This window comes from Cellulomonas aerilata, from assembly GCF_007991755.1.
Lineage (GTDB): Bacteria > Actinomycetota > Actinomycetes > Actinomycetales > Cellulomonadaceae > Pengzhenrongella > Pengzhenrongella aerilata.
On the sequence record NZ_BJYY01000001.1, the window covers coordinates 605,358 to 627,239 of the forward strand.

Sequence of the window (21,882 nt, forward strand, 5' to 3'; positions counted from 1 at the left end):
CGTATGTCGGGCCCGACGGCGTCGTGGCGCGGAGCAGCGCCCATGACCTGAGACGATGAGCACATGTCGCGCGCCAGCCTGGACAAGCAGCCGCACGAGGTCGCCAGCATGTTCGACGGCATCGCCGGCCGCTACGACCTGACGAACGACGTGATGTCCCTCCGGCAGGACCGGACGTGGCGCAGCGCGACGCTCAAGGCGCTGGACGTCGGCCCCGGCGACCGCGTGCTGGACCTGGCCGCCGGCACGGGGACGTCCAGCGCGCCGCTCGCGGACCGCGGCGTGCAGGTCGTCCCGTGCGACCTCTCGTTCGGGATGCTCGAGGTGGGCAAGCGTCGCCGGCCGGACCTCGGGTTCGTCAACGGCGACGCCACCCGGCTGCCGTTCGCCGACGCGTCGTTCGACGCCGTGACCATCTCGTTCGGCCTGCGCAACGTCGTCGACACCCACCTGGCGCTCACCGAGATGCTGCGCGTCACGCGACCCGGCGGCCGCCTGGTCGTCTGCGAGTTCTCGCACGCGACCTGGACCCCGTTCCGGACGGTCTACGAGAACTACCTCATGCGAGCCCTGCCCCGGGTGGCGCGTGCGGTCTCGAAGGAGACCGACGCGTACACCTACCTCGCGGAGTCGATCCGCGCGTGGCCGGACCAGGCCGAGCTCGGTCGGCGGCTCAGGCAGGCCGGCTGGACCGAGGTCGCGTACCGCAACCTCACCGGCGGCGTCGTCGCGCTGCACCGCGGGACGCGCCCGCCCGCCTGAGCGACCCCGCCCGCTGAGCGACCCATCCCGCTGAGCGACCCCGTCCGCGGGTGGCGTGCGCCAGCCGGAGCAGGGATCGTGGATGAGTGCCGCACACCACCGCCGACCTCCGGGTCCTGCTCGCCGTCCAACGAGCGCTCGGGGGGCCGCGTGCACTGGCCGGCGCACGCGTCCTCGGGGCCGCCGGGGAGCACGCCGTCGCCTGGGTGACCGCGGGCGCCGTCGGCGCGCTGGTCGACCGGCCCCGCCGGCACGAGTGGCTGCGCGGCACGGGGGTCGTGGTCGTTGCGCACGGGGCGGGCATCCTCCTCAAACGCCTCACGCGCCGTGCCCGTCCGCAGCACGCGGACCTGCGCGTCGTCCCCGGGCTGGGACGGTGGGGCATGCCGTCGTCGCACGCCGCCTCGACCACCGCGGCGGCGCTCGTCTTCGGCGGCCTCCTGCGCACCCGGACGACGCTGGTGCTCCTGCCGCTGATGGGGGTCTCGCGGCTCGTCGTGGGGGCGCACTACCCGACCGACGTGCTCGCGGGCACCGTGCTGGGCGCCGTCACCGCGACCGCCGCACGGAGGTGGACCTCATGACGACCACCGCGATCCCGGTCGGCGGGGGGCTGGTCACCGCCCTCCGCGTCCGCCAGTGGGTCAAGAACCTGCTCGTGGTGGCACCGCTGCTCCCCGCGGCCGACATCCTCACCGCCGACGCCCTCGTCGGCGTCGGATGCGCCTTCGTCATGTTCTGCCTGCTGTCCTCCGGGGTGTACCTGGTCAACGACGTCCGCGACGTCGAGGTGGACCGCGCGCACCCGGTCAAGCGGTTCCGCCCGATCGCCAGCGGCGCGGTCGCCCCGTCGACGGCGGTCGCGCTCGCCGCCGCGCTCATCGTCGGTGGACTCCTGCTCGCGTCCCTGCGGAGCCTGGACCTGGTGCTGGTGGGCGCGACCTACATCGTCATCCAGCTGGCGTACTGCCTGTGGCTCAAGCGCGAGCCGGTGCTCGAGCTCGGCGCGGTCGCGTCCGGGTTCCTCCTGCGCGCGCTCGCGGGTGCCATCGGCTCCGGGATACCGCCGTCGGCCTGGTTCCTCCTCGCGGCCGGGTTCGGCTCGCTGTTCGTCGCGGCGGGCAAGCGCTACGCCGAGGCCATGCGGGGCGACCGGGACGGCGCCGTCGTGCGCGAGGTGGTGCGGTCCTACAGCCTCAGCTACCTGCGCTTCGTGTGGACCGCGGCGGCGGCGCTGGTCATGGCGACCTACGCGCTGTGGGCGTTCCAGGTGCAGGTCGACCGGGACTCGATGTGGGGGATGGTGTCCATCGTCCCGTTCGTCCTGGCGCTGCTGCGCTACGCGGTGAACGTCGACGCCGGTCACGGCGAGGAGCCGGAGGAGATCATCCTGCACGACCGGATGCTGCTGGTCCTCGGCGGTCTGTGGGCCGCCACGCTGGTGGCCGCGACCTTCTCGTGAGCGCCTCGTGAGCGGCCCCGTCGAGCGCCTCGTGAGCCGTGGGGCGAGCCCCTCGTGAGCCCCGTCCGGCTCGGCGAGGCGGCGCGCTTCGGCGTCGTCGGGCTCGCCGCCTACGGCGTCGACGTGCTGCTCTTCAACGCCCTGCTGCTCGGCGCCGGGACGCCGTCGGTCCTGGCGAAGGTGGTCTCCTCGGCCGCCGCGATCGCGGTGGCGTTCGCGGGCAGCCGGTGGTGGACCTGGCGGCACCGCCGTGGGTCCCGGATCGGCCGCGAGTACGCCCTGTTCGTGCTGTTCAGCGTGCTCGCCGGGGGGATCCAGGTGGGGTGCCTGCTGGTCTCGCGCGACGTGCTCGGGCTGCGCAGCGCGGTGGCCGACAACGTGTCGGCGAACGTGGTGGGGATGGCCCTGGCGACGCTGTTCCGCTTCTGGACCTTCCGCACCTACGTCTTCCCGCCGCGCGAGCGCGCCGCCCCTGTGACCTGACCCCAGGGCGCGGGCACCAACGACGCCCCCGCCCTCAGATCGGCAGACGCCGGAAGATCGGCGCGGGGACGTGGCGCAACGCGCTCATGACCCAGCGCAGCGGCGGGGGGGCCCATACGGTCTCCTTGCCCGCGACCAGCGCAGCCACCACGAGCGTCGCGACGGCGTCCGCGTCGGTCGCCAGGGGCGCGGGCTTGAGCCCCTCCGTCATCGCCGTCCGGACGAACCCGGGCCGCACGACGAGCACCCGGACGCCGTCGGGCCGCAGGGCCTCGCGCAGCCCGGTGTAGAACGCGTCCATCCCCGACTTGCTGGCGCCGTAGACGAAGTTGGAGCGCCGGGGCCGCTCGCCCGCGACCGAGGACAGCGCCACGACGGCGCCGTGCCCCTGCGCCGCCATGCGCGCCCCGAGCAGCACGCCCACGCTCACCGCCGCCGTGGTGTTCACCGCGAACATCTCCAGCGCGGCGTCGTGGTCCTGCCACGCCCGCTCCTGGTCGCCGAGCACGCCGAACGCCACGACCGCGACGTCGACGTCACCGTCCGCGAAGGCGGCGTCCACCACGGCCGGGTGCGTGCCGGTGTCCCGCGCGTCGAAGTCCAGCGCGGTGACCGCGTGCCCCGCGGCGCCGAGCGCGGCGGCGGCGTCGTCCCGTGCGGCGGAGGGGCGGGCGGCCAGCACGACCCGGGCCGGACGCCGGGCCACCAGCGCCCGGACGGTGGCGAGCCCGATCTCGGACGTCCCGCCCAGGAGCAGGACCGACTGCGGGGTTCCGACGGCGTCCATCACAGGCCCAGCCTCCTCGAGAGATCCGACGCGAACACGCCGTCGGGGTCGACGCTGCGGCGCACCTGCCGCCAGCGGTCCAGCATCGGGTACATGCGCGGCAGGTCGTCCGGCGCGAGGCGGGCGTCCTTGGCGAGGTACAGCCGTCCGCCCGCGCCGAGCACGAGCCCGTCGAGCCGGTCCAGCACGTCGCCCAGGCCGGGGACCACCGGCAGGTCCATGGCGAGCGTCCAGCCCGGCATGGGGAAGGACAGCGGCGCCGGGCTGCCCGGACCGAACCGCTTGAGCACCGCCAGCGACACCACGACCCCGTGCCGGTGCAGCACCTCCAGGCACCGCCGGACGACGTCGCCGGCCTCGAAGGGGACGACGAACTGGTACTGCACGAACCCGCGGCCGCCGTAGACGCGCGGCCACGACTCCAGGACGTCCAGCGGGTGGAAGAACGGCGCGATGCCCTGCACGTCGCGCGTGCGGGTCCGCGGCGCCTTGCGGAACCAGGTCTCGTTGAGGGCCAGGACGCTGGCCCGGTTGACCAGCGGGACGGGTGCGGTCAGCGGCACGGCGGGCGGCCGGCGGGGACCGAACCGCAGCGCGGAGCCCTGCGCCCGGGCCGGCAGCTGGTCGCGTCGCGCGGGCCAGCCGCGGGTCAGCACGGAGCGTCCCAGGGCACCGCCGCGGGCCAGGCAGTCCACCCAGGCCACGGAGTACGTGTAGCGGTCGTCGTCCTGCGTCATGCGGACCATGAGGTCGTCCAGGTCGGTGGCGCGCTCGGTGTCGACGACCACCGACGACGTCTCGACCGGCAGCATCCGCAGCGTCGCGCGCAGGATCACCCCGGTCAGCCCCATCCCGCCGACCGTCGCCCAGAACAGGTCGGGGTCGCGCTCGGGGGTCAGGCGGCGCACGGTCCCGTCGGCCAGGAGCAGGTCCAGGTCGGCGACGTGGCGGGAGAAGCTGCCGCGCACGTGGTGGTCCTTGCCGTGGATGTCCGCCGCGATCGCGCCGCCCACGGTCACGTGCCGCGTCCCGGGGGTGACCGGCACGAACAGCCCCAGCGGCAGCATGGTGCGCATGAGGTGGTCGAGCGACACCCCCGCCTCCACGGCGACCACCGCGCCCTCGACGTCCACCGACAGCACCCGCTGCAGGCCGCGCAGGCTCACCACGGTGCCGCCCGCGTTCTGCGCGGCGTCCCCGTAGCTGCGTCCCAGGCCGCGGACGACGACGCCGCGCCCGCCCCGTCCCGCGCGCCCGTCCCGGCCGGCGGCGACCGCGGCCGCGACGCCCTCGGCGTCGTCGGGCTCGACGACGCACGCGACGCTCGGCGCGGTGCCGCCCCACCCGGTCAGGGACTGCCTGGTGCTCATGCGGTGTGCTGCTCCCTGTCGTGGCCGGCGGCGCGCGGCCGGCCGGCCGCGGTGCGCAGCGCCGCCCAGGCGCACCCCGCGAGCAGCAGCAGCCACCCCCAGGTCGGACGCAGGGCGACGACGGCGTCGACCGTCTCACCCCGCTGCAGCGACGGCCACTCGTCGGCGGTCCACAGCACGAACACGCCGGCCCAGACCGGCCACGCCCGCGCCAGGGCGCCGGGGAGGACCACGGCGACCAGCAGCGGCAGCAGGTACAGGGAGTAGTTGGGCCAGCTGAACGACGACGCCAGCAGCCCGCCGAGCAGCAGCACCGGCATGACCTCCAGCGCCGCGAGCGGGCCACGACGTCGCCGCCGGCTGACCACGACGGCGACGGCGACCGCGAGTGCGAGCACGGCGGCCCGTGCCGCGAGGGCGACGCCGTCCGGCACGCCGAGGATCTCGGCGGCGCCCCGCAGCGACCGGTCGTACTGGTGCAGAACGGCGCGGTTGCCGTCGGCGAGCAGCGGCAGCACGTCGCCGACGAACGTCCCGGCGTCCCGGACGGTCGCGAACCCCAGGAGCGTGAGCCCCGCTGCCGACGCCACCGCCACGACCGTCGCCCGGGTCCGGCCCAGCAGGAGCGTGCCGAGCACCATCGGGGCCAGCGTGGGCTTGACGGCGCAGGCCGCACCCAGCACGAGCCCGGCCGCCACGTCGCGCCGCGTCACGAGGCAGGCGATGACGACCACCTCGCCGAGCACGAGGACGACGTCGAGGTTGCCCTGGGTGAGCAGCCCGTCCACGGGGCGGCTCACCGCCAGCAGCAGCAGGACGCCGGCCGTCACCGGGGACCGCGCCGGGACGCCGACCAGGCGCAGGAGCAGCAGCGCCGCAGCGACGAGCGCCGCGGTGCTCACCACGACCACGACCGCGACCGCGACCCGGAACGGCAGGGCGCCGAGCGGGGCCAGCACCCAGCCGGCGACCGGCGGGTAGATGAAGGCGTGCTCCGGGTCGTAGAGCGGCCCGCCCGCCAGGAGCCGGCGGCCGGCGCGCCACAGGATCTCCAGGTCGTTCGCCGGCCCGAGGGCCGCGCGCAGCGCGACCTGGACGAGGGCCAGGACGGCGAGCGGCCACAGCACCGTGGCCGCCGCCGCCCCGAGGTCGCCGGACGACGCGGTCCGCCCGGCGGGGCGTGGGGGTCGTGCCGGGGGCGCCGACCGCGTCGTCGCGCCGCCGGGGCGCGCGAGCGTGCCGACCGGACCCGCGACGGCGGCCGCGCCACCTGCCCGCGCCTCGTCCGGGGGCCACCGCGTCATCGGGCCAGCACCATGAGGTGGTACCCGCAGTCCGTGCCGCCGGCCACGTGACGCAGGGTGAATGCGGCGGCGTCGGGGTGCTCGCCGATCCTGCGGTCGGTCGGGTAGACGGGGTCGAACCGCTCGGCGTCCCGGCTGGCGAGCAGCAGGACGTCCGGACGCCGCGCGTGCACGATGTCGGCACGCTCGGAGGAGCTGAGCGGGCCGGTCCGCTGGATCAGCGGGTCGTTGAGCATGAAGCTGTCGACCGCGGGTCGCCCGCCGGCCCGTGCCGGGACGTACCCGGCGTCCGAGACGGCGAACAGCGTGTCCGACGGGGTGCTGGTCACGAGCCACCGGGCGGCGTCCTCGCGGGCGGCGACCCGGCAGCCCGTGTAGCGCTCCTGCCAGGACGCGACCTCGGGGACGGCGCCGGGCAGCACGAGCGACACCGCGCCGGCCACGACGGCGGCCAGGGTGGTGGTGACGGCGAGGGACGTGCCCGACGGCCGGTCGGCGAGGCGGGCTCGGACGCGGGGCGCGAGCAGGGCCGCGAGCCCGACCACCGCGACCCCGGCGAGCAGCGCGACCTGCGGCCACACCGGCATGAAGAACCGGCTCCAGGAGTTGGCGCTGTCCTTCGTGCCGATCGACCCCGCGACGTGCACCAGGGCGGGGACGGCCAGCACGAGCGCGCGCCGGCGCAGCAGCAGCACCCCGACGGCGGCCAGCACGAGCACGAGCTGGGAGTGGCCGACGAACCTGGCCAGCACCCCGAAGGTCTCCCCGGTGCCGGACTTGTAGAGCACCGAGTTCGGCAGGAGGTGCCCGTACATACCCAGGCGCACGAGCTCCAGGACGACCTGCGAGAGCACGGGCAGCCCGGCCACCAGCGCCAGGCGCCGTGCCGCCCGTCGTCGTCCGGCGCGGCGCAGCAGCCCGGGGGCCTCGGCCGCGACGGCGACGGCGAGCACCACGAGCAGCCCTTCCGGGCGCAGCCACGGCAGGACGGCGAGCACCGCGCCGGCGAGGACGGGGCGCCCTCCGTCGGGGCGGGCCACCTGCAGGACACCGGCCGTCAGCACCGCCGCCGTCGCGGTCGTCTCCAGGCCCCCGACCGCCCAGAGGGCGAACGGCGCGCTGACCGCCGTCAGCACCCCGCCCACCGCGGCGGCGCGGGCACCGACCACCGCCCGCCCGCCCACGGCGACCAGCACGAGGCAGGCCAGGCCGGAGAGCACCCCGAGCGTCCGCGCGGCTGCGAGCGCGTCCCAGCCGGCGGCCGCGGCGAGCGCCTCGAGACCGACCAGCAGGGGGTTGCTGAACCCCTCGACCCGTGGCCCGCCCGGGTTCCAGACGGGGCCCGCACCGGCCGCGAGGTTCTCCGCGTAGCGCACCGAGATCCATGAGTCGTCCGTCACGAAATCGCGCAGCACCCAGCACGTGACCAGGTACACGACGGCCGAGAGGGCCACCACGGCGGCGACACCGCGTACCCGTCCGGGTCCCGGACGCCCCACAGCGCGATGCATCTGCGACGATGGGATCAAGGACTGGTGCAAGCGGATGCTCCCTGCGGTGCCGGGGACGGGGCCGAGATCGGCCGTCCTGCTGGCCGGTGCACTCACCGGTCACCTGGGCGGTGCACCGTGCGCTGCTGCCGATGAGAGAGGTTCCATGATGCGTGAAGTCGTCGACAGACGCCCTTCCTGGCTGAGCCTGTTCGGCGTCGGCCTCGCGGTGTCGCTCGGCTTCGGCGCGCTCGCCGTGCTGGTCGCGGTGCTCGCCGGGCTGCCGCTGCGCGACCCCGACGGGTTCCTCGGCCCGAGCTACGTGCGCCTGCCGCTCATCATCCTCGCCATGATCGCGCTCGACGTCGTGCCTCGCGTCCTGCACCGGCGTCCGGCCGGCCGGCGGCTGCGCGACGCGACCCTCGAGGTGCTCCGCGAGCGGTGGCCGGTGTCGCGGCTCGCCGTCGTGGCGGCCGGGCTCGCCACCTTCTACGTGGCCTACGTGGCCTACCGGAACCTCAAGAGCTTCCTGCCGTTCGTGCGCCAGCACCTCTCGGACGCCACCCTGGTGCGGACCGACGCGTTCTTCGCGTTCGGGCACCAGCCCGGCAACGTCCTGCACGAGCTGCTCGGCACGGGCGTCGCCGCCGACGTCCTGTCGTGGGTCTACATCTTCTTCCTCACGTTCGTGCCGTTCTCGCTGGCCGCGGCCCTGGTGTGGTCCACCAAGCTCGCCCGCGGGGCCTGGTACGCGACCGCGCTGAGCTTCAACTGGATCATCGGGACCGTCAGCTACTACGCCGTGCCGTCCCTCGGGCCGATCTACGTCGAGCGGTTCCGGTTCGCCGACCTGCCCTCCACGGCCGTCTCGGACCTGCAGAACGCGCTCTGGAACAACCGGCTGGAGGTGCTCGCCGGACCGCACGCGACCCAGTCCGTGCACGGCATCGCCGCGTTCGCGTCGCTGCACGTGTCGATCGTCTTCACCGCCGCGCTGATCGCCCACCTGGTCGGGATGCCGCGGGTGGTCCGCATCGCCATGTGGGTGTTCGTCGCCCTCACGGCGCTCGCGACCGTCTACTTCGGGTGGCACTACGTGGTCGACGTGATCGCCGGATTCGGGGTCGGTGGCCTGTCGGTGTGGCTCGCCTTCGTGGCGGTGGGCCGGCGCACCGTCGCGCGCGATGTCGTGCCGAGCGTGGAGCGCGAGCTCGCGTCCTCGCTGCCGGCGTCGCGCTGACGTCGCGCTGACGTCGCACTGGCGTCGCACTGCGCGGGCACGGCCGGTCGTCCGTCCGGGCGGTGAGGCATGCCTTGGCAGACAGTGCCGTAGTGCCTGACTAGAGTGGGCGTCGCTGTAGTTCGTGAACGTCTTCACAGGTGAGGCGACTCGTGGCTGGTGGCTGGAACGATGACGCCGACGTCATCGTCGTGGGTGCGGGACCCGCCGGGTCCGCGGCCGCCTTCTGGTGCGCCTCCGCGGGGCTCACGGTGCTGCTGCTGGAGAAGGCGTCCTTCCCGCGCGACAAGGTCTGCGGCGACGGCCTGACCCCGCGGGCGGTCAAGGAGCTCGTCTCGATGGGCGTCCCGCTGCGCGAGGGCGACGGCTGGATCCGCAACCAGGGGCTGCGCGTCATCGGCGGCGGCCACCGGCTCGAGCTGCCCTGGCCGGAGCTGTCCAGCTACCCGTCCTACGGGCTGGCGCGCAGCCGGATGAGCCTGGACCACGCGCTCGCGGACCACGCCCGCGCCGCCGGGGCCAAGCTGCTCGAGCGCACCCAGGTGACCGGCCCGCTGGTCGACGAGCGCACCGGCCGGGTCGTGGGCGTCACGGCCCGCCCCGTCGACGACGCCGGCCGCCGCGCGGGCGACGCCGTCGAGTACCGCGCACCCGTCGTCATCGCCGCCGACGGCGTCTCGGCGCGCCTGGGCCTGTCGCTCGGCCTGGAGAAGCGGATGGACCGCCCGATGGGCGTCGCCGTGCGGACCTACTTCCGCACCCCGCGCCACGACGACGCGTGGATGGAGAGCCACCTGGAGCTGTGGGACGGCGCCCCGGGGCGCTCGAACCTCATGCCGGGCTACGGCTGGATCTTCGCGCTCGGCGACGGCACCGCGAACGTCGGCCTGGGCAGCGTCTCCTCGACGCCGAACGCCACCAAGGTCGACTACAAGGACCTGTTCGCGCGGTGGATGGCGAACGCGCCCGCCGAGTGGGGGTTCACGCCCGAGAACCAGGTCGGTCCGGTGCAGGGCGCCGCGCTCCCGATGGGGTTCAACCGCACGCCGCTGTATGGGCGCGGGCTGATGCTCGTGGGGGACTCGGGCGGCATGGTGAGCCCGTTCAACGGCGAGGGCATCGCCTACGCGCTGCAGGCCGGCCGGGTCGCCGCCGACGCGGTCGTGCAGGCCCGTTCCCGCACCACCGCCGACGGCCGCGAGCGCGCGCTGGCGACGTACGCCCGGACGATGCGCGAGGACCTCGGCGGGTTCTACACGCTGGGCCGGTACTTCGTGCGGATCATCGAGCACCCGCAGGTGATGCGGCTGTGCACCCGCTACGGGCTGCCGCGGCCGCTCGTCATGCGGTTCACGCTGAAGCTGCTGTCCGACTGCTACGAGCCGCACGGCGGCGACATGGTGGACCGCGTGATCGCCGGGCTCACACGGGTGGTCCCGGCGGCATGAGCACGACCCGAGGAGTTCGACGATGAACCCGTTCCTGCCGATCCTGGTGCTGATGGCCGTGGCGGCCGTGCTCGCGCTCGGTGGCGTCGCGAGCAGCGTGCTCGTGGGCCCCAAGCGCTACAACCAGGCCAAGCTCGAGGCCTACGAGTGCGGGATCGAGCCGACCCCGCACGCCATCGGCGGCGGCCGGTTCCCGATCAAGTACTACCTGGTGGCGATGACCTTCATCATCTTCGACATCGAGGTGGTCTTCCTCTACCCGTGGGCCGTCGCGTTCGCCGACGTCGCCCTGTACGGGCTCGTCGCCATGATGGCGTTCCTGCTGCTCATCACCGTGCCGTTCGTCTACGAGTGGCGCCGCGGCGGGTTCGAGTGGGACTGAGGACGGTGGGGTCGGCGATGGAGCGGACAGGGAGGGACGCCTGATGGGCATCGAGGAGGCGCCGTCGGGCTTCCTGCTGACGACGGTGGAGAACCTGGCGGGCTACTTCCGCAAGGGGTCGCTGTGGCCGGTGACGTTCGGGCTGGCGTGCTGCGCGATCGAGATGATGGCGACCGGCACGCCCCGGTTCGACATCTCCCGGTTCGGGATGGAGGTCTTCCGGGCGTCCCCGCGCCAGGCCGACCTGATGATCGTGGCGGGCCGGGTCAGCCAGAAGATGGCGCCCGTCGTCCGGCAGGTCTACGACCAGATGCCCGAGCCCAAGTGGGTGCTCGCGATGGGCGTGTGCGCGTCGTCGGGCGGCATGTTCAACAACTACGCGATCGTCCAGGGCGTCGACCACATCGTCCCGGTGGACATCTACCTGCCCGGCTGCCCGCCGCGCCCGGAGATGCTCATCAACGCGATCCTGGCGCTGCACGACCAGATCCAGGCGGAGCCGCTCGGCGCCAACCGGCGCGAGGCGGCGCGCGCCGCCGAGGCGGCCGCCCTCGCGGCGACCCCCACGGCGCACCAGAAGGGGCTGCTGCGGTGAGCGACCAGCCCGTGGACCCCGCCAACCCGGTGGCGGCGAAGGCCGCCCCGGCGCAGACCCCGCCCGCCGGCCGGCACGTGGACGCCTCGCCGGTGGAGCGCGACGCCGTCGTGCACGCCGGGGTGGAGGCCGCGCAGCAGGAGCACGCGCCGGCCGCGCCGGAGCGGGGCGGGCGCGGGGCGATCGAGGTCGTCGACGTCCGGCGCGGCATGTTCGGCGCCGCCGACGGCGGGGACACCTCCGGCTACGGCGGGCTCGTCCGGCAGGTGGCCCTGCCCGGCGCCAGCGAGCGGCCCTACGGCGGCTGGTTCGACGAGGCCGTCGACGTCCTCGCCGAGGTGCTCGACGAGGGCGGTCCGGGCTTCGACGCGGCGATCGAGAAGGTCGTCGTCGACCGTGGGGAGCTGACCCTCCACGTCACCCCGGCGCACCTGCTGGGTGTGTGCCAGGTGCTGCGCGACGACCCCGACCTGCGGTTCGAGCTCAGCCTCGGGGTGTCCGGCGTGCACTACCCGCACGAGTCCGGACGCGAGCTGCACTCGGTCATGCACCTGGTCTCGGTGACGCACGGCCGTCGCCTGCGGGTCGAGGTCGCCGTCCCGGACGCCCACCCCCACGTGCCGTCCACGGTGTCGGTGTACCCGACGAACGACTGGCACGAGCGCGAGACCTGGGACTTCTTCGGGATCGTCTTCGACGGTCACCCGGCCCTGGCCCGCATCGAGATGCCCGACGACTGGCCCGGGCACCCGCAGCGCAAGGACTACCCGCTCGGCGGCATCCCGGTGGAGTACAAGGGCGCCACCGTGCCGCCGGCGGACCAGAGAAGGGCGTACAGCTGATGGCTCCGTCCCCCACCCCCGGCCGCACGGGCGGCCGCTCCCGCACCGGCGGCACGCGCGGCGGCAGCACCCGCGCCGGCAGCACCCGCACGGGCAGCACCCGTGCCACGCCGGGACTGGTCGACGACCGCCGTCCGGCGCCCTCCTACGAGGCGGCCGGCGGCGACTGGTCGGAGATCGCGGAGGAGGCTGCGCGCCTGGGCGAGGAGCGCATCGTCGTCAACATGGGTCCGCAGCACCCGTCCACGCACGGCGTGCTGCGGCTCATGCTCGAGATCGACGGCGAGACGGTGACCGAGGCGCGTGCGGGCATCGGCTACCTGCACACCGGCATCGAGAAGAACATGGAGTTCCGCACCTGGACGCAGGGCGTCACGTTCTGCACGCGCATGGACTACCTCGCACCGCTGTTCCAGGAGACCGCCTACTGCCTGGCGGTGGAGAAGCTGCTCGGGATCACCGACGACGTCCCCGAGCGGGCCACGGTCATCCGGGTGCTCATGATGGAGCTCAACCGGATCTCGTCCCACCTGGTGTGCCTGGCGACGGGCGGCAACGAGCTCGGCGCGACGACGATCATGACCGTCGGCTTCACCGCGCGCGAGGAGATCCTCAGGGTCTTCGAGCTGATCACGGGCCTGCGGATGAACCACGCGTACATCCGCCCCGGCGGCGTCGCGCAGGACATCCCGCCCGGTGCGCTGGACACCGTGCGCGAGGCGCTGGTCGGGGTGCGGACCTACATGGGCCAGCTGCAGGACCTCATGCTCGCCAACCCGATCTTCCGGGCCCGCCTGGTCGGCGTCGGGCAGCTCAACCTGTCGGCGTGCATGGCGCTCGGGATCACCGGTCCGGTGCTGCGCTCGACCGGCCTGCCCTACGACGTGCGCAAGGCGTCCCCGTACTGCGGCTACGAGACGTACGACTTCGACGTGCCGACGTCGACCGACGAGGACGCGTTCTGCCGCGTCGTGCTGCGGATCGAGGAGTGCTACCAGTCCATGCGGATCGTCGAGCAGTGCCTGGACCGTCTGCAGGCGAGCGGCCCGGGACCGGTCATGGTCGCCGACAAGAAGGTCGCCTGGCCGGCGCAGCTCGCGATCGGGGCGGACGGCATGGGCAACTCGCTGGACCACATCCGCGAGATCATGGGCACCTCGATGGAGGCGCTGATCCACCACTTCAAGCTCGTCACCGAGGGCTTCCGCGTCCCGGCCGGGCAGGTCTACCAGTCCGTCGAGGCGCCCCGGGGCGAGCTGCTCGCGCACCTGGTCTCCGACGGCGGCACGCGGCCCTACCGGGCGCACTTCCGGGACCCGTCGTTCAACAACCTGCAGGCCGTCTCGATGATGTGCGAGGGCGGCCAGGTCGCCGACGTCGTCGTCGCGGTGGCGTCGCTGGACCCCGTCATGGGAGGGGTGGACCGCTGATGGCCGGCTACGACGAGGCGACCCTGGAGCGCCTGGGGGCGGACGCCGCTGCCATCATGGCGCGCTACCCGGACCCCCGGTCCGGACTGCTGCCGATGCTGCACCTCGTGCAGTCCCAGGACGGGTACGTCAGCCCGGCCGGCATCGCGTTCTGCGCGCGGACCCTGGGCCTGTCCAACGCCGAGGTGTCCGCGGTGGCGACCTTCTACACCCAGTACAAGCGGCACCCCAACGGCGAGTACACCGTCGGGGTGTGCACGAACACGCTGTGCGCCGTCATGGGCGGGGACGCGATCTGGGAGGAGGTGACCCACCACCTCGGGATCGGCCACGACGAGACGACGCCGGACGGCAAGGTCACCCTCGAGCGGATCGAGTGCAACGCCGCGTGCGACTACGCGCCGGTGATGATGGTGAACTGGGAGTTCTTCGACAACCAGACCCCGCAGAGCGCCGTGTCGACGGTGTACCGGCTGATCGCGGGCGAGGAGGTCCGTCCCACCCGCGGCGCGAGCAGCGTCTGCTCGTTCAAGCAGATGTCCCGGGTGCTGGCCGGCTTCCCGGACGGCCGCGCCGACGAGGGCGTCGGCGCCGGTCCGGCGACGCTGCGGGGCACGAAGCTCGCGCGCTCGCGCGGGTGGACCGCCCCGTCCTTCGACGTGCCGGCCGACGCCGCCGCCGCGCCGGCCGACGGCGCTCCCGCCGCCGGCCAGCCGCAGTCCAGCGCCGAACGCCCCCCGACCACGCCGGCCGACACGTCGGCGGCGACCACGCAGGCCCCCGGCTCGACGCCGGCGCGCCCGGAGAAGGAGTCCTGATGGCGGCACCGACCCCGCTCGCGCCCGTGCTGAGCGCCCACTGGGACGCCCGGCGCTCGTGGACGCTGGCCAGCTACGAGCAGCACGGCGGCTACGAGGGCCTGCGCCGGGCGCTCGCGCTGGACCCGTCCGAGGTGCTCACCACCGTCAAGGACTCCGGCCTGCGCGGACGCGGGGGAGCCGGCTTCCCGACCGGCATGAAGTGGAGCTTCCTGCCGGCGCCGGACGGCGGCCCCCGCTACCTCGTCGTGAACGCCGACGAGTCCGAGCCCGGGACGTGCAAGGACATCCCGACCATGCTGGCGTCCCCGCAGTCGCTCGTCGAGGGGTCGATCATCACGTCGTACGCGATCGGCTGCCGGCACGCGTTCATCTACGTCCGCGGCGAGGTCCTGCACGTGATCCGGCGCCTGCAGCGGGCGGTCGAGGAGGCCTACGCGGCCGGGTACCTCGGCGAGGACATCCTGGGCAGCGGGTACAGCCTGGACATCACCGTGCACGCCGGTGCGGGCGCCTACATCTGCGGGGAGGAGACCGCGCTGCTCGACTCGCTCGAGGGCCTGCGGGGGCAGCCGCGGCTCAAGCCGCCGTTCCCCGCCGTCGCCGGGCTGTACGCGCGGCCGACGGTCGTCAACAACGTCGAGACCATCGCCTCGGTGCCCGGCATCCTGCGCGGCGGGTCGGCCTGGTTCCGCTCCATGGGGACCGAGAAGTCCGCCGGCCACGGGCTGTTCTCGCTGTCCGGCCACGTCACCCGGCCCGGCCAGTACGAGGCGCCCCTCGGGATCACCCTGCGCCAGCTGCTGGACCTGGCCGGCGGCGTGCGGGCCGGCCACGAGCTGAAGTTCTGGACGCCGGGAGGGTCCTCCACGCCGATCTTCACCGCGGAGCACCTGGACACCCCGCTGGACTACGAGTCGGTCGGTGCGGCCGGGTCCATGCTCGGCACCCGCGCGCTGCAGATCTTCGACGAGACGACGTCGGTCGTGCGGTGCGTGACCCGGTGGACCGAGTTCTACGCGCACGAGTCCTGCGGCAAGTGCACCCCGTGCCGGGAGGGGACGTTCTGGCTCAAGCAGGTGCTCAGGCGGCTCGAGGCGGGCCAGGGCACCCCGCAGGACATCGACCTGCTGCTGGACACGTGCGACAACATCCTCGGCCGGGCGTTCTGCGCGCTCGGGGACGGGGCGACGTCGCCCATCACGTCCGCGATCAAGTACTTCCGCGAGGAGTTCGAGGCCGGCATGCACACGCCCGCGTCGGTCCTGTTCCCGCCGGAGCGGTCGTCGCTGTTCCCCTACACCCCGCGCGAGGCCGGTCGCGGGGCCCAGCTGGCGGGGGCGGCGCACTGATGACCACGACCACCACGCCGAAGACGGCGCCCGGCGAGGGCGGTGCCCTCGCGGCCAGGCCCCCGCAGGGGGACCTCGTCACGCTCACCATCGACGAGGTCGAGGTCGCCGTCCCCAAGGGCACCCTGGTCATCCGCGCCGCGGAGCAGGTCGGGATCCAGATCCCGCGGTTCTGCGACCACCCGCTGCTCGCGCCCGTCGGCGCGTGCCGGCAGTGCCTCGTCGAGGTCTCCACGCCCGACCGGGAGGGCAACCTCAAGGCGATGCCCAAGCCGCAGGCGTCCTGCACGCTCGAGGCCACCGCGGGCATGGTCGTCCGGACCCAGCGCAGCTCCGCCGTCGCGGAGAAGGCCCAGCACGGGGTGATGGAGCTGCTGCTCATCAACCACCCGCTGGACTGCCCGGTGTGCGACAAGGGCGGGGAGTGCCCGCTGCAGAACCAGGCCATGAGCAACGGGCGCGCGACCACCCGGTTCGTCGACGTCAAGCGGACGTTCCCCAAGCCCATCGCCATCTCCACCGAGATCCTGCTGGACCGCGAGCGGTGCATCCTGTGCCAGCGCTGCACGCGCTTCTCCCGGGAGATCGCCGGCGACCCGTTCATCGACCTGCAGCAGCGCGGCGCCGCGCAGCAGATCGGCACGTTCTCCCCCGAGGTGCTCGGGTTCGCCGGGGAGCTGCCCGGGACGGTCGGCGAGGTCCCGCAGGGGACCACCGCGGACGCGTTCGCCCCAGCCGGGGACGCCCCGCGCGGCCCGGCGCTGGCGGACGAGTCGGGCCGGCCCTTCGCCTCGTACTTCTCCGGCAACACCATCCAGATCTGCCCGGTCGGCGCGCTGACCAACGCCGCCTACCGGTTCCGCGCCCGCCCGTTCGACCTGGTCTCCACGCCGTCGATCGCGGAGCACGACTCGTGCGGGTCCGCGATCCGCATCGACCACCGCCGCGGCGTGGTCCTGCGCCGGCTCGCCGGGGACGACCCGGTGGTGAACGAGGAGTGGATCACCGACAAGGACCGGTTCGCGTTCACCTGGCAGTCCGCCCCGGACCGGGTCACCACCCCGCTCGTGCGCGACGACGCCTCCGGCGAGCTCGTCCCGGCCAGCTGGGCCGAGGCGCTCGAGATCGCCGCGGACGGGCTGGCCGCGGCCCGCCGGTCCGGCGGCGTCGGGGTCCTGCCCGGCGGGCGGCTGACGGTGGAGGACGCCTACGCGTACGCCAAGCTCGCCCGGGTGGCGCTGGGCACCAACGACGTCGACCACCGCGTCCGGCCGCACTCCGCGGAGGAGGAGGCGTTCCTCGGGGCGCACGTCGCTGGCGCCGGTGTGACCGTCACGTTCGCCGACCTGGAGACCGCACCTGCGGTGCTGCTGGTCGCGCTCGAGGCCGAGGAGGAGGCCGGCGTCACCTTCCTGCGGCTGCGCAAGGGCGTGCTCGCCGGCGCCACCCGGGTGTTCTCGGTCGCGCCGCTGGCCAGCCGGGGCCTGGAGCGGCTGTCCGGGACGCTCGTGCCCGCCGCCCCGGGCACCGAGGCGGAGGTGCTGGACGCGGTGACCGACCGGGCGCCGTCCGGACCGCTCGCGGACACCGCGGCCGCACTGGCCGCCCCGGGTGCCGTCGTGCTGGTCGGGGAGCGCCTGGCCGGTGTGCCGGGCGGGCTGTCCGCGGTCCTGCGCCTCGCGCAGCGGACGGGTGCCCGCGTCGCCTGGATCCCGCGCCGGGCGGGGGAGCGGGGCGCCGTCGAGGCGGGGGCGCTGCCCGCGCTGCTGCCCGGCGGGCGTCCGGTGGCCGACGCCCGCGCCCGCGTCGACCTCGCCGCCCAGTGGGACGTCGAGAGCCTGCCCGCCACCCCCGGACGGGCGACCGGGGCGATCCTCGCCGCGGCCGCCGCCGGGGAGATCGCCGGGCTGCTGGTCGGCGGCGTCGACCCGGCCGACCTGCCGGACCCGTCGCTCGCGACCGCCGCCCTGGACCGGGCCCGGTTCGTGGTGTCGCTGGAGGTGCGCCGCTCCGCGGTCACCGAGCGGGCCGACGTCGTCCTGCCGGTGGCGCCGCCGTCGGAGAAGGCGGGCACGTACCTGAACTGGGAGGGCCGGCCCCGGGCGTTCGCCCAGGCGCTGTCCTCCACCGCGATGGCCGACCACCGGGTCCTGGACGCGCTGGCGGACGCGATGGGGGTCGACCTCGGCCTGCGCACCACGGCCGACGTCCACGCCGAGCTGGACGCCCTGGGCCCGTGGGACGGGCTCCGGCTCGCCCCACCGCAGGAGCCGGCGCGGGAGCCGGTCGTCGTCGGTCCGGGGCAGGCGGTGCTCGCGTCCTGGCACACCCTGCTCGACGCCGGGCGCCTGCAGGACGGGGAGGCGTTCCTGGCCGGCACCGCCAAGCGCCCGGTCGCCCGGCTCTCGGCCGCCACCGCCGCGGGCGTCGGCGTGCCGGACCGCGGGCTGGTGCAGGTGTCGACCGACGCGGGCGCGGTCGTCCTGCCGGTCGTGGTGACCGACATGCCGGACCACGTCGTCTGGCTTCCGCTGAACGCGCCCGGGTGCGCGGTCCGCGCCACGCTGCACGCCGACGCGGGCGCCCTGGTCCACCTCGGCGCGGTGTCCGCGCAGGTCGCCGGGCCCGACGCAGGGGCGCGCCCGACCGGGCGCCGGGCCCGGGGTGCCACGGCGCAGCCCCGGGTGCCGGACGCGGGTCCGCGCGAGCCGGCGTGGGGGGTGGGCGCGGTGCACCGCGTCGACCCGCACGCCGACCACGACCATGCCGACCACGACCATGCCGGCCACGACCACGCCGGCCACGACCATGCCGGCCACGGGGCGGGTCACGACCGCGCCGACCACCGCACCGACGGCGACGGGACCGGGCACGACCGGGGTCCGCAGCACGGCAGATCGGGGACCGGGGCATGAGCGCGACGCTGCTGGGAGCCGCGCAGGACCCGGCGATCACGGCCGACTTCAGCGAGGACACGATCTGGGTCTGGCTGGTCAAGGCCGTCGTCATCCTGGTGTTCCTGCTGACCAGCGTGCTGATGGCGATCTGGTTCGAGCGCAAGGTCGTGGCCCGGATGCAGATCCGGCCCGGGCCCAACGTGCACGGGCCGTTCGGGCTGCTGCAGTCCCTGGCCGACGCGATGAAGCTCCTGCTCAAGGAGGACATCACCGTCAAGGCGGCGGACAAGGTCATCTACCTGCTCGCCCCGATGATCTCGGTGTTCTGCGCGCTGCTGACGTTCGCCGTCATCCCGTTCGGCCCGTCGGTCACCGTGCTGGGCGTCACCACGCCGCTGCAGCTCACCGACCTGCCGGTCGCGACGCTGTACGTGCTCGCGTGCGCGTCGGTCGGCGTCTACGGCATCGTGCTCGGCGGCTGGTCGTCGGGGTCCACGTACCCGCTGCTCGGCTCCGTGCGCTCCACCGCGCAGGTCATCTCCTACGAGCTGGCGATGGGCCTGTCCCTGGTGAGCGTGTTCATCATGGCCGGCTCCATGTCGACGTCGCAGATCGTGGACTCCCAGCGGCCGCTGTGGTGGGCGATCCCGCTGGCGCCGGCGTTCGTCATCTACGTCATCTCGATGATCGGGGAGACGAACCGGCTGCCCTTCGACCTGCCCGAGGCCGAGGGCGAGCTCGTGTCGGGGTACATGACGGAGTACTCGTCGATGAAGTTCGCGTGGTTCTTCCTCGCGGAGTACATCAACATGATCAACGTCTCGGCGATCGCCACCACGCTGTTCCTCGGCGGCTGGCGCGCCCCCTGGCCGCTGTCGGCGATCAACGACGGCATGCTCAACACCGGCTGGTGGCCGGTGCTGTGGTTCCTGGCCAAGATGTGGCTCTTCATGTTCCTGTTCGTCTGGGTGCGCGGCACGCTGCTGCGGCTGCGCTACGACCAGTTCATGAAGCTCGGGTGGAAGGTCCTCATCCCGGCCGCCCTCGCGTGGGTCGTCATGGTCGCCGTGGTCCAGGGGATCCGGCAATTCGTCGACGTCGACCTCACCACGCTGATCATCGGGCTCGTGGTCGCCGCCGCCGTCGTCATCGGCATCACGTTCCTCATCCCGGACAAGCCCCGGGCCGCCGCGGACGACGGCGTGCGGGACGGGCCGTTCGACCCGTTCGAGGGCGGGTACCCCGTCCCCCCGCTGCCGGGTCAGCAGCTGCCGCCGTCCGCGCGCCGGCTGGCCCGGGCCGCCCGGACCACCGTCGCCCCCGACACCGACCACCACGACACGGAGGTGCAGCGTGGCTGAGCCCCAGCCCGACGCCGGCCGCGAGCCCACCGGCGACGTCGCCCGCCGCGAGGCGGGTGGCGAGGTCGGCGTGGCCGGCGCCGACGCGCGGCCCTACGAGCCCCTCATCGAGCCGCGGACCGGCGTCGGTGGCGCGCTCGCCCCCGTCGCCGGGTTCGGGGTGACGTTCGCGTCGATGTTCCGGCCGACCGTGACCGAGCAGTACCCGTTCGAGAAGGTGCCGCCCAAGCCGCGGTACCACGGGCGCCACCAGCTCAACCGGTACGCCGACGGCCTGGAGAAGTGCATCGGCTGCGAGCTGTGCGCCTGGGCGTGCCCCGCCGACGCGATCTACGTCGAGGGCGCCGACAACGGCCCCGACGCGCAGTTCTCCCCCGGCGAGCGGTACGGCCGCGTCTACCAGATCAACTACCTGCGCTGCATCTTCTGCGGCCTGTGCATCGAGGCCTGCCCCACCCGGGCGCTCACGATGACGAACGAGTACGAGCTGGCCGGACCGACCCGCGAGGGGCTCATCTGGGAGAAGGAGGACCTGCTGGCGCCGCTGCGCTCGGGGCAGCTGTCGTCCCCGCACCCGATGGTGCCCGGCACGACCGACACCGAGTACTACCGCGGGGAGATCACCGGTCCGACGCCGGAGCAGGAGGAGTGGGTGCGCCGGCACCGGCCGGACGACCCCAGCCTGCCCGGGGCCTCCGGCAGCGGATCGGGCACGGGACCGGGCACCGGACCGGGGACGCAGGTCGCCACGGGCACCGGTGCGACCCGGCTCGAGCCGGCCGCCGCGGTGGGCACCGGCACCCCGGGGCAGACCCGATGACGGCGCTGGGGGCCGCCGGCTCGCCGGTCGCCGCGTCGCCGGTCGCCGCGTCGCTCGCGACGGCCGTCGCGGACACCGGGCGGACCGGCACCGGCGAGGCCACGCTGTTCTGGGTGCTGGCGCCGATCATGGTCCTGGCCGCGCTCGGGCTGCTGTTCGCGCGCAAGGCGATCCACGCGGCGATGTGCGTCGTCCTGGTGATGGTGTCCCTGGCCTTCCTCTACGTCGCCCAGGACGCCCCGTTCCTCGGCGTCGTCCAGGTGGTCGTCTACACCGGCGCCGTGATGATGCTGTTCCTGTTCGTCCTCATGCTGGTCGGCGTCGACGCGTCGGACTCCCTGGTGGAGACCATCCGCGGCCAGCGCTGGCTCGGGCTGCTCTTCGGCGTCGGGCTGGCCGTGCTGCTGGTCGGCGTCGTCACCCGGGTCACCTACCCGGCACCGGTCGGGCTGGCCGAGGCGAACGCCGCCTCCAACCCGGTCGGCGTCGCCCGGCTGATCTTCGGCGACTTCGTGTTCGCGTTCGAGGTCGTCGGCGTCCTGCTGGTCACCGCGGCCCTCGGGGCGCTGGTCCTGACCCACCGCCAGCGCCTGGTGCGCAAGGTCGGGCAGCGCGAGCTGGCCCGGCGCCGGGTCGCCGGGCTCGGCAAGACCGAGGCCGACCGCGACGCGGTGGAGCGCAAGGGCATCGCCCCGCTGCCCGCACCGGGGGTCTACGCGCGCACGAACGCCATGGACGTGCCGGCGCTCGACCCGCAGGGCCGGCCCATCGAGCAGTCCGTCTCCCGCGTGCTGCGGGTGCGCGGCCAGGAGCGCGAGCTGGAGGCGGTCGGGGTCGTCCCCGGGCCGGCGACCGGGCCCGTCGCCGGACAGCTCCCGGCCGGCCCGGCGAGCCCGGGGCTGCACCTGGAGGCCGGGGAGGACGGCGGCGCCGACCGGCACGCGCCCACCCCGCAGGCGGGCGCGCCCGGCGAGACCGCCGGACCGGCGACCCCCATCACCACCGGCCGCGGCCCGGAGGTGGTCCCGTGAGCGGGTGG

Annotated in this window: 20 protein-coding genes; 16 read left to right on the forward strand and 4 right to left on the reverse strand. The window is 74.4% G+C overall.

Annotated features, from left to right (window positions below; all coding sequences use genetic code 11):
- The first annotated feature begins 63 nt into the window (after positions 1-63).
- From CAE01nite_RS02710 to CAE01nite_RS02725, 4 genes are all read left to right on the forward strand, one after another.
- Positions 64-762, forward strand: a complete 699-nt coding sequence (locus tag CAE01nite_RS02710) for a demethylmenaquinone methyltransferase (protein WP_146899469.1) — start codon at positions 64-66, stop codon at positions 760-762.
- Between the two features lie 86 nt (positions 763-848).
- A complete protein-coding gene (locus CAE01nite_RS02715) occupies positions 849-1,346 on the forward strand; it encodes a phosphatase PAP2 family protein (protein ID WP_222595795.1) in 498 nt (165 codons plus the stop codon).
- Positions 1,343-2,224, forward strand: coding sequence for a decaprenyl-phosphate phosphoribosyltransferase (locus CAE01nite_RS02720; protein WP_146899471.1), 882 nt, complete (start codon positions 1,343-1,345; stop codon positions 2,222-2,224). Before CAE01nite_RS02715 ends, CAE01nite_RS02720 begins: the two co-directional genes overlap by 4 nt.
- Before the next feature lie 54 nt (positions 2,225-2,278).
- Complete coding sequence (locus CAE01nite_RS02725) at positions 2,279-2,707, forward strand: GtrA family protein (RefSeq protein ID WP_146899474.1); 429 nt, start codon at positions 2,279-2,281, stop codon at positions 2,705-2,707.
- Between the two features lie 34 nt (positions 2,708-2,741).
- Here CAE01nite_RS02725 and dprE2 read toward each other — a convergent pair whose 3' ends face one another.
- Genes dprE2 through CAE01nite_RS02745 form a run of 4 tightly spaced genes read right to left on the reverse strand, consistent with a single transcriptional unit; the run spans position 2,742 to position 7,625 of the window.
- Positions 2,742-3,494: a decaprenylphospho-beta-D-erythro-pentofuranosid-2-ulose 2-reductase gene (dprE2, locus tag CAE01nite_RS02730; RefSeq protein ID WP_222595796.1), complete on the reverse strand. Its 753-nt coding sequence runs from the start codon at positions 3,492-3,494 to the stop codon at positions 2,742-2,744.
- Positions 3,494-4,864: a decaprenylphosphoryl-beta-D-ribose oxidase gene (gene dprE1, locus CAE01nite_RS02735; RefSeq protein ID WP_146899480.1), complete on the reverse strand. Its 1,371-nt coding sequence runs from the start codon at positions 4,862-4,864 to the stop codon at positions 3,494-3,496. Before dprE1 ends, dprE2 begins: the two co-directional genes overlap by 1 nt.
- Positions 4,861-6,168 carry a glycosyltransferase 87 family protein gene (locus CAE01nite_RS02740; RefSeq protein ID WP_146899483.1) on the reverse strand — a complete coding sequence of 436 codons (1,308 nt, stop codon included), beginning with the start codon at positions 6,166-6,168 and terminating at the stop codon, positions 4,861-4,863. The genes dprE1 and CAE01nite_RS02740 overlap by 4 nt, the downstream gene beginning before the upstream one ends.
- Positions 6,165-7,625, reverse strand: coding sequence for a DUF8728 domain-containing protein (locus CAE01nite_RS02745; protein ID WP_146899486.1), 1,461 nt, complete (start codon positions 7,623-7,625; stop codon positions 6,165-6,167). The genes CAE01nite_RS02740 and CAE01nite_RS02745 overlap by 4 nt, the downstream gene beginning before the upstream one ends.
- 199 nt (positions 7,626-7,824) lie before the next feature.
- Here CAE01nite_RS02745 and CAE01nite_RS02750 point away from each other — a divergent pair, with 199 nt between their 5' ends.
- The 12 genes from CAE01nite_RS02750 to CAE01nite_RS02805 all read left to right on the forward strand — a co-directional run bounded on the left by CAE01nite_RS02750 (position 7,825) and on the right by CAE01nite_RS02805 (position 21,874).
- Positions 7,825-8,898, forward strand: coding sequence for a phosphatase PAP2 family protein (locus CAE01nite_RS02750; protein ID WP_222595797.1), 1,074 nt, complete (start codon positions 7,825-7,827; stop codon positions 8,896-8,898).
- 140 nt (positions 8,899-9,038) lie between these two features.
- Positions 9,039-10,346, forward strand: a complete 1,308-nt coding sequence (locus CAE01nite_RS02755) for a geranylgeranyl reductase family protein (RefSeq protein ID WP_246130953.1) — start codon at positions 9,039-9,041, stop codon at positions 10,344-10,346.
- Between the two features lie 22 nt (positions 10,347-10,368).
- Positions 10,369-10,728 (forward strand): NADH-quinone oxidoreductase subunit A, encoded by a 360-nt coding sequence (locus CAE01nite_RS02760; protein WP_146899491.1) that lies wholly within the window; start codon positions 10,369-10,371, stop codon positions 10,726-10,728.
- A gap of 43 nt (positions 10,729-10,771) precedes the next feature.
- On the forward strand, positions 10,772-11,323 hold the full coding sequence (locus tag CAE01nite_RS02765; RefSeq protein WP_146899494.1) for a NuoB/complex I 20 kDa subunit family protein: 552 nt from the start codon (positions 10,772-10,774) through the stop codon (positions 11,321-11,323).
- A 122-nt stretch (positions 11,324-11,445) separates the two neighbouring features.
- The gene (locus tag CAE01nite_RS02770; RefSeq protein WP_222595803.1) at positions 11,446-12,165 is read left to right on the forward strand and encodes an NADH-quinone oxidoreductase subunit C; all 720 of its coding nucleotides are present in this window, start codon (positions 11,446-11,448) and stop codon (positions 12,163-12,165) included.
- On the forward strand, positions 12,165-13,595 hold the full coding sequence (locus CAE01nite_RS02775) for an NADH-quinone oxidoreductase subunit D (RefSeq protein WP_146899497.1): 1,431 nt from the start codon (positions 12,165-12,167) through the stop codon (positions 13,593-13,595). Before CAE01nite_RS02770 ends, CAE01nite_RS02775 begins: the two co-directional genes overlap by 1 nt.
- Positions 13,595-14,413 carry an NADH-quinone oxidoreductase subunit NuoE gene (nuoE, locus tag CAE01nite_RS02780; RefSeq protein WP_146899501.1) on the forward strand — a complete coding sequence of 273 codons (819 nt, stop codon included), beginning with the start codon at positions 13,595-13,597 and terminating at the stop codon, positions 14,411-14,413. Before CAE01nite_RS02775 ends, nuoE begins: the two co-directional genes overlap by 1 nt.
- Positions 14,413-15,765 (forward strand): NADH-quinone oxidoreductase subunit NuoF, encoded by a 1,353-nt coding sequence (gene nuoF / locus CAE01nite_RS02785; RefSeq protein WP_146899504.1) that lies wholly within the window; start codon positions 14,413-14,415, stop codon positions 15,763-15,765. Before nuoE ends, nuoF begins: the two co-directional genes overlap by 1 nt.
- Positions 15,765-18,680, forward strand: coding sequence for an NADH-quinone oxidoreductase subunit G (locus CAE01nite_RS02790; RefSeq protein ID WP_146899507.1), 2,916 nt, complete (start codon positions 15,765-15,767; stop codon positions 18,678-18,680). The genes nuoF and CAE01nite_RS02790 overlap by 1 nt, the downstream gene beginning before the upstream one ends.
- Positions 18,677-20,023 carry an NADH-quinone oxidoreductase subunit NuoH gene (nuoH, locus tag CAE01nite_RS02795; RefSeq protein ID WP_146899510.1) on the forward strand — a complete coding sequence of 449 codons (1,347 nt, stop codon included), beginning with the start codon at positions 18,677-18,679 and terminating at the stop codon, positions 20,021-20,023. The genes CAE01nite_RS02790 and nuoH overlap by 4 nt, the downstream gene beginning before the upstream one ends.
- Positions 20,016-20,843 carry an NADH-quinone oxidoreductase subunit NuoI gene (gene nuoI, locus CAE01nite_RS02800; protein ID WP_146899513.1) on the forward strand — a complete coding sequence of 276 codons (828 nt, stop codon included), beginning with the start codon at positions 20,016-20,018 and terminating at the stop codon, positions 20,841-20,843. The genes nuoH and nuoI overlap by 8 nt, the downstream gene beginning before the upstream one ends.
- A complete protein-coding gene (locus CAE01nite_RS02805; protein WP_146899516.1) occupies positions 20,840-21,874 on the forward strand; it encodes an NADH-quinone oxidoreductase subunit J in 1,035 nt (344 codons plus the stop codon). The genes nuoI and CAE01nite_RS02805 overlap by 4 nt, the downstream gene beginning before the upstream one ends.
- The last annotated feature ends 8 nt before the right edge of the window (positions 21,875-21,882 follow it).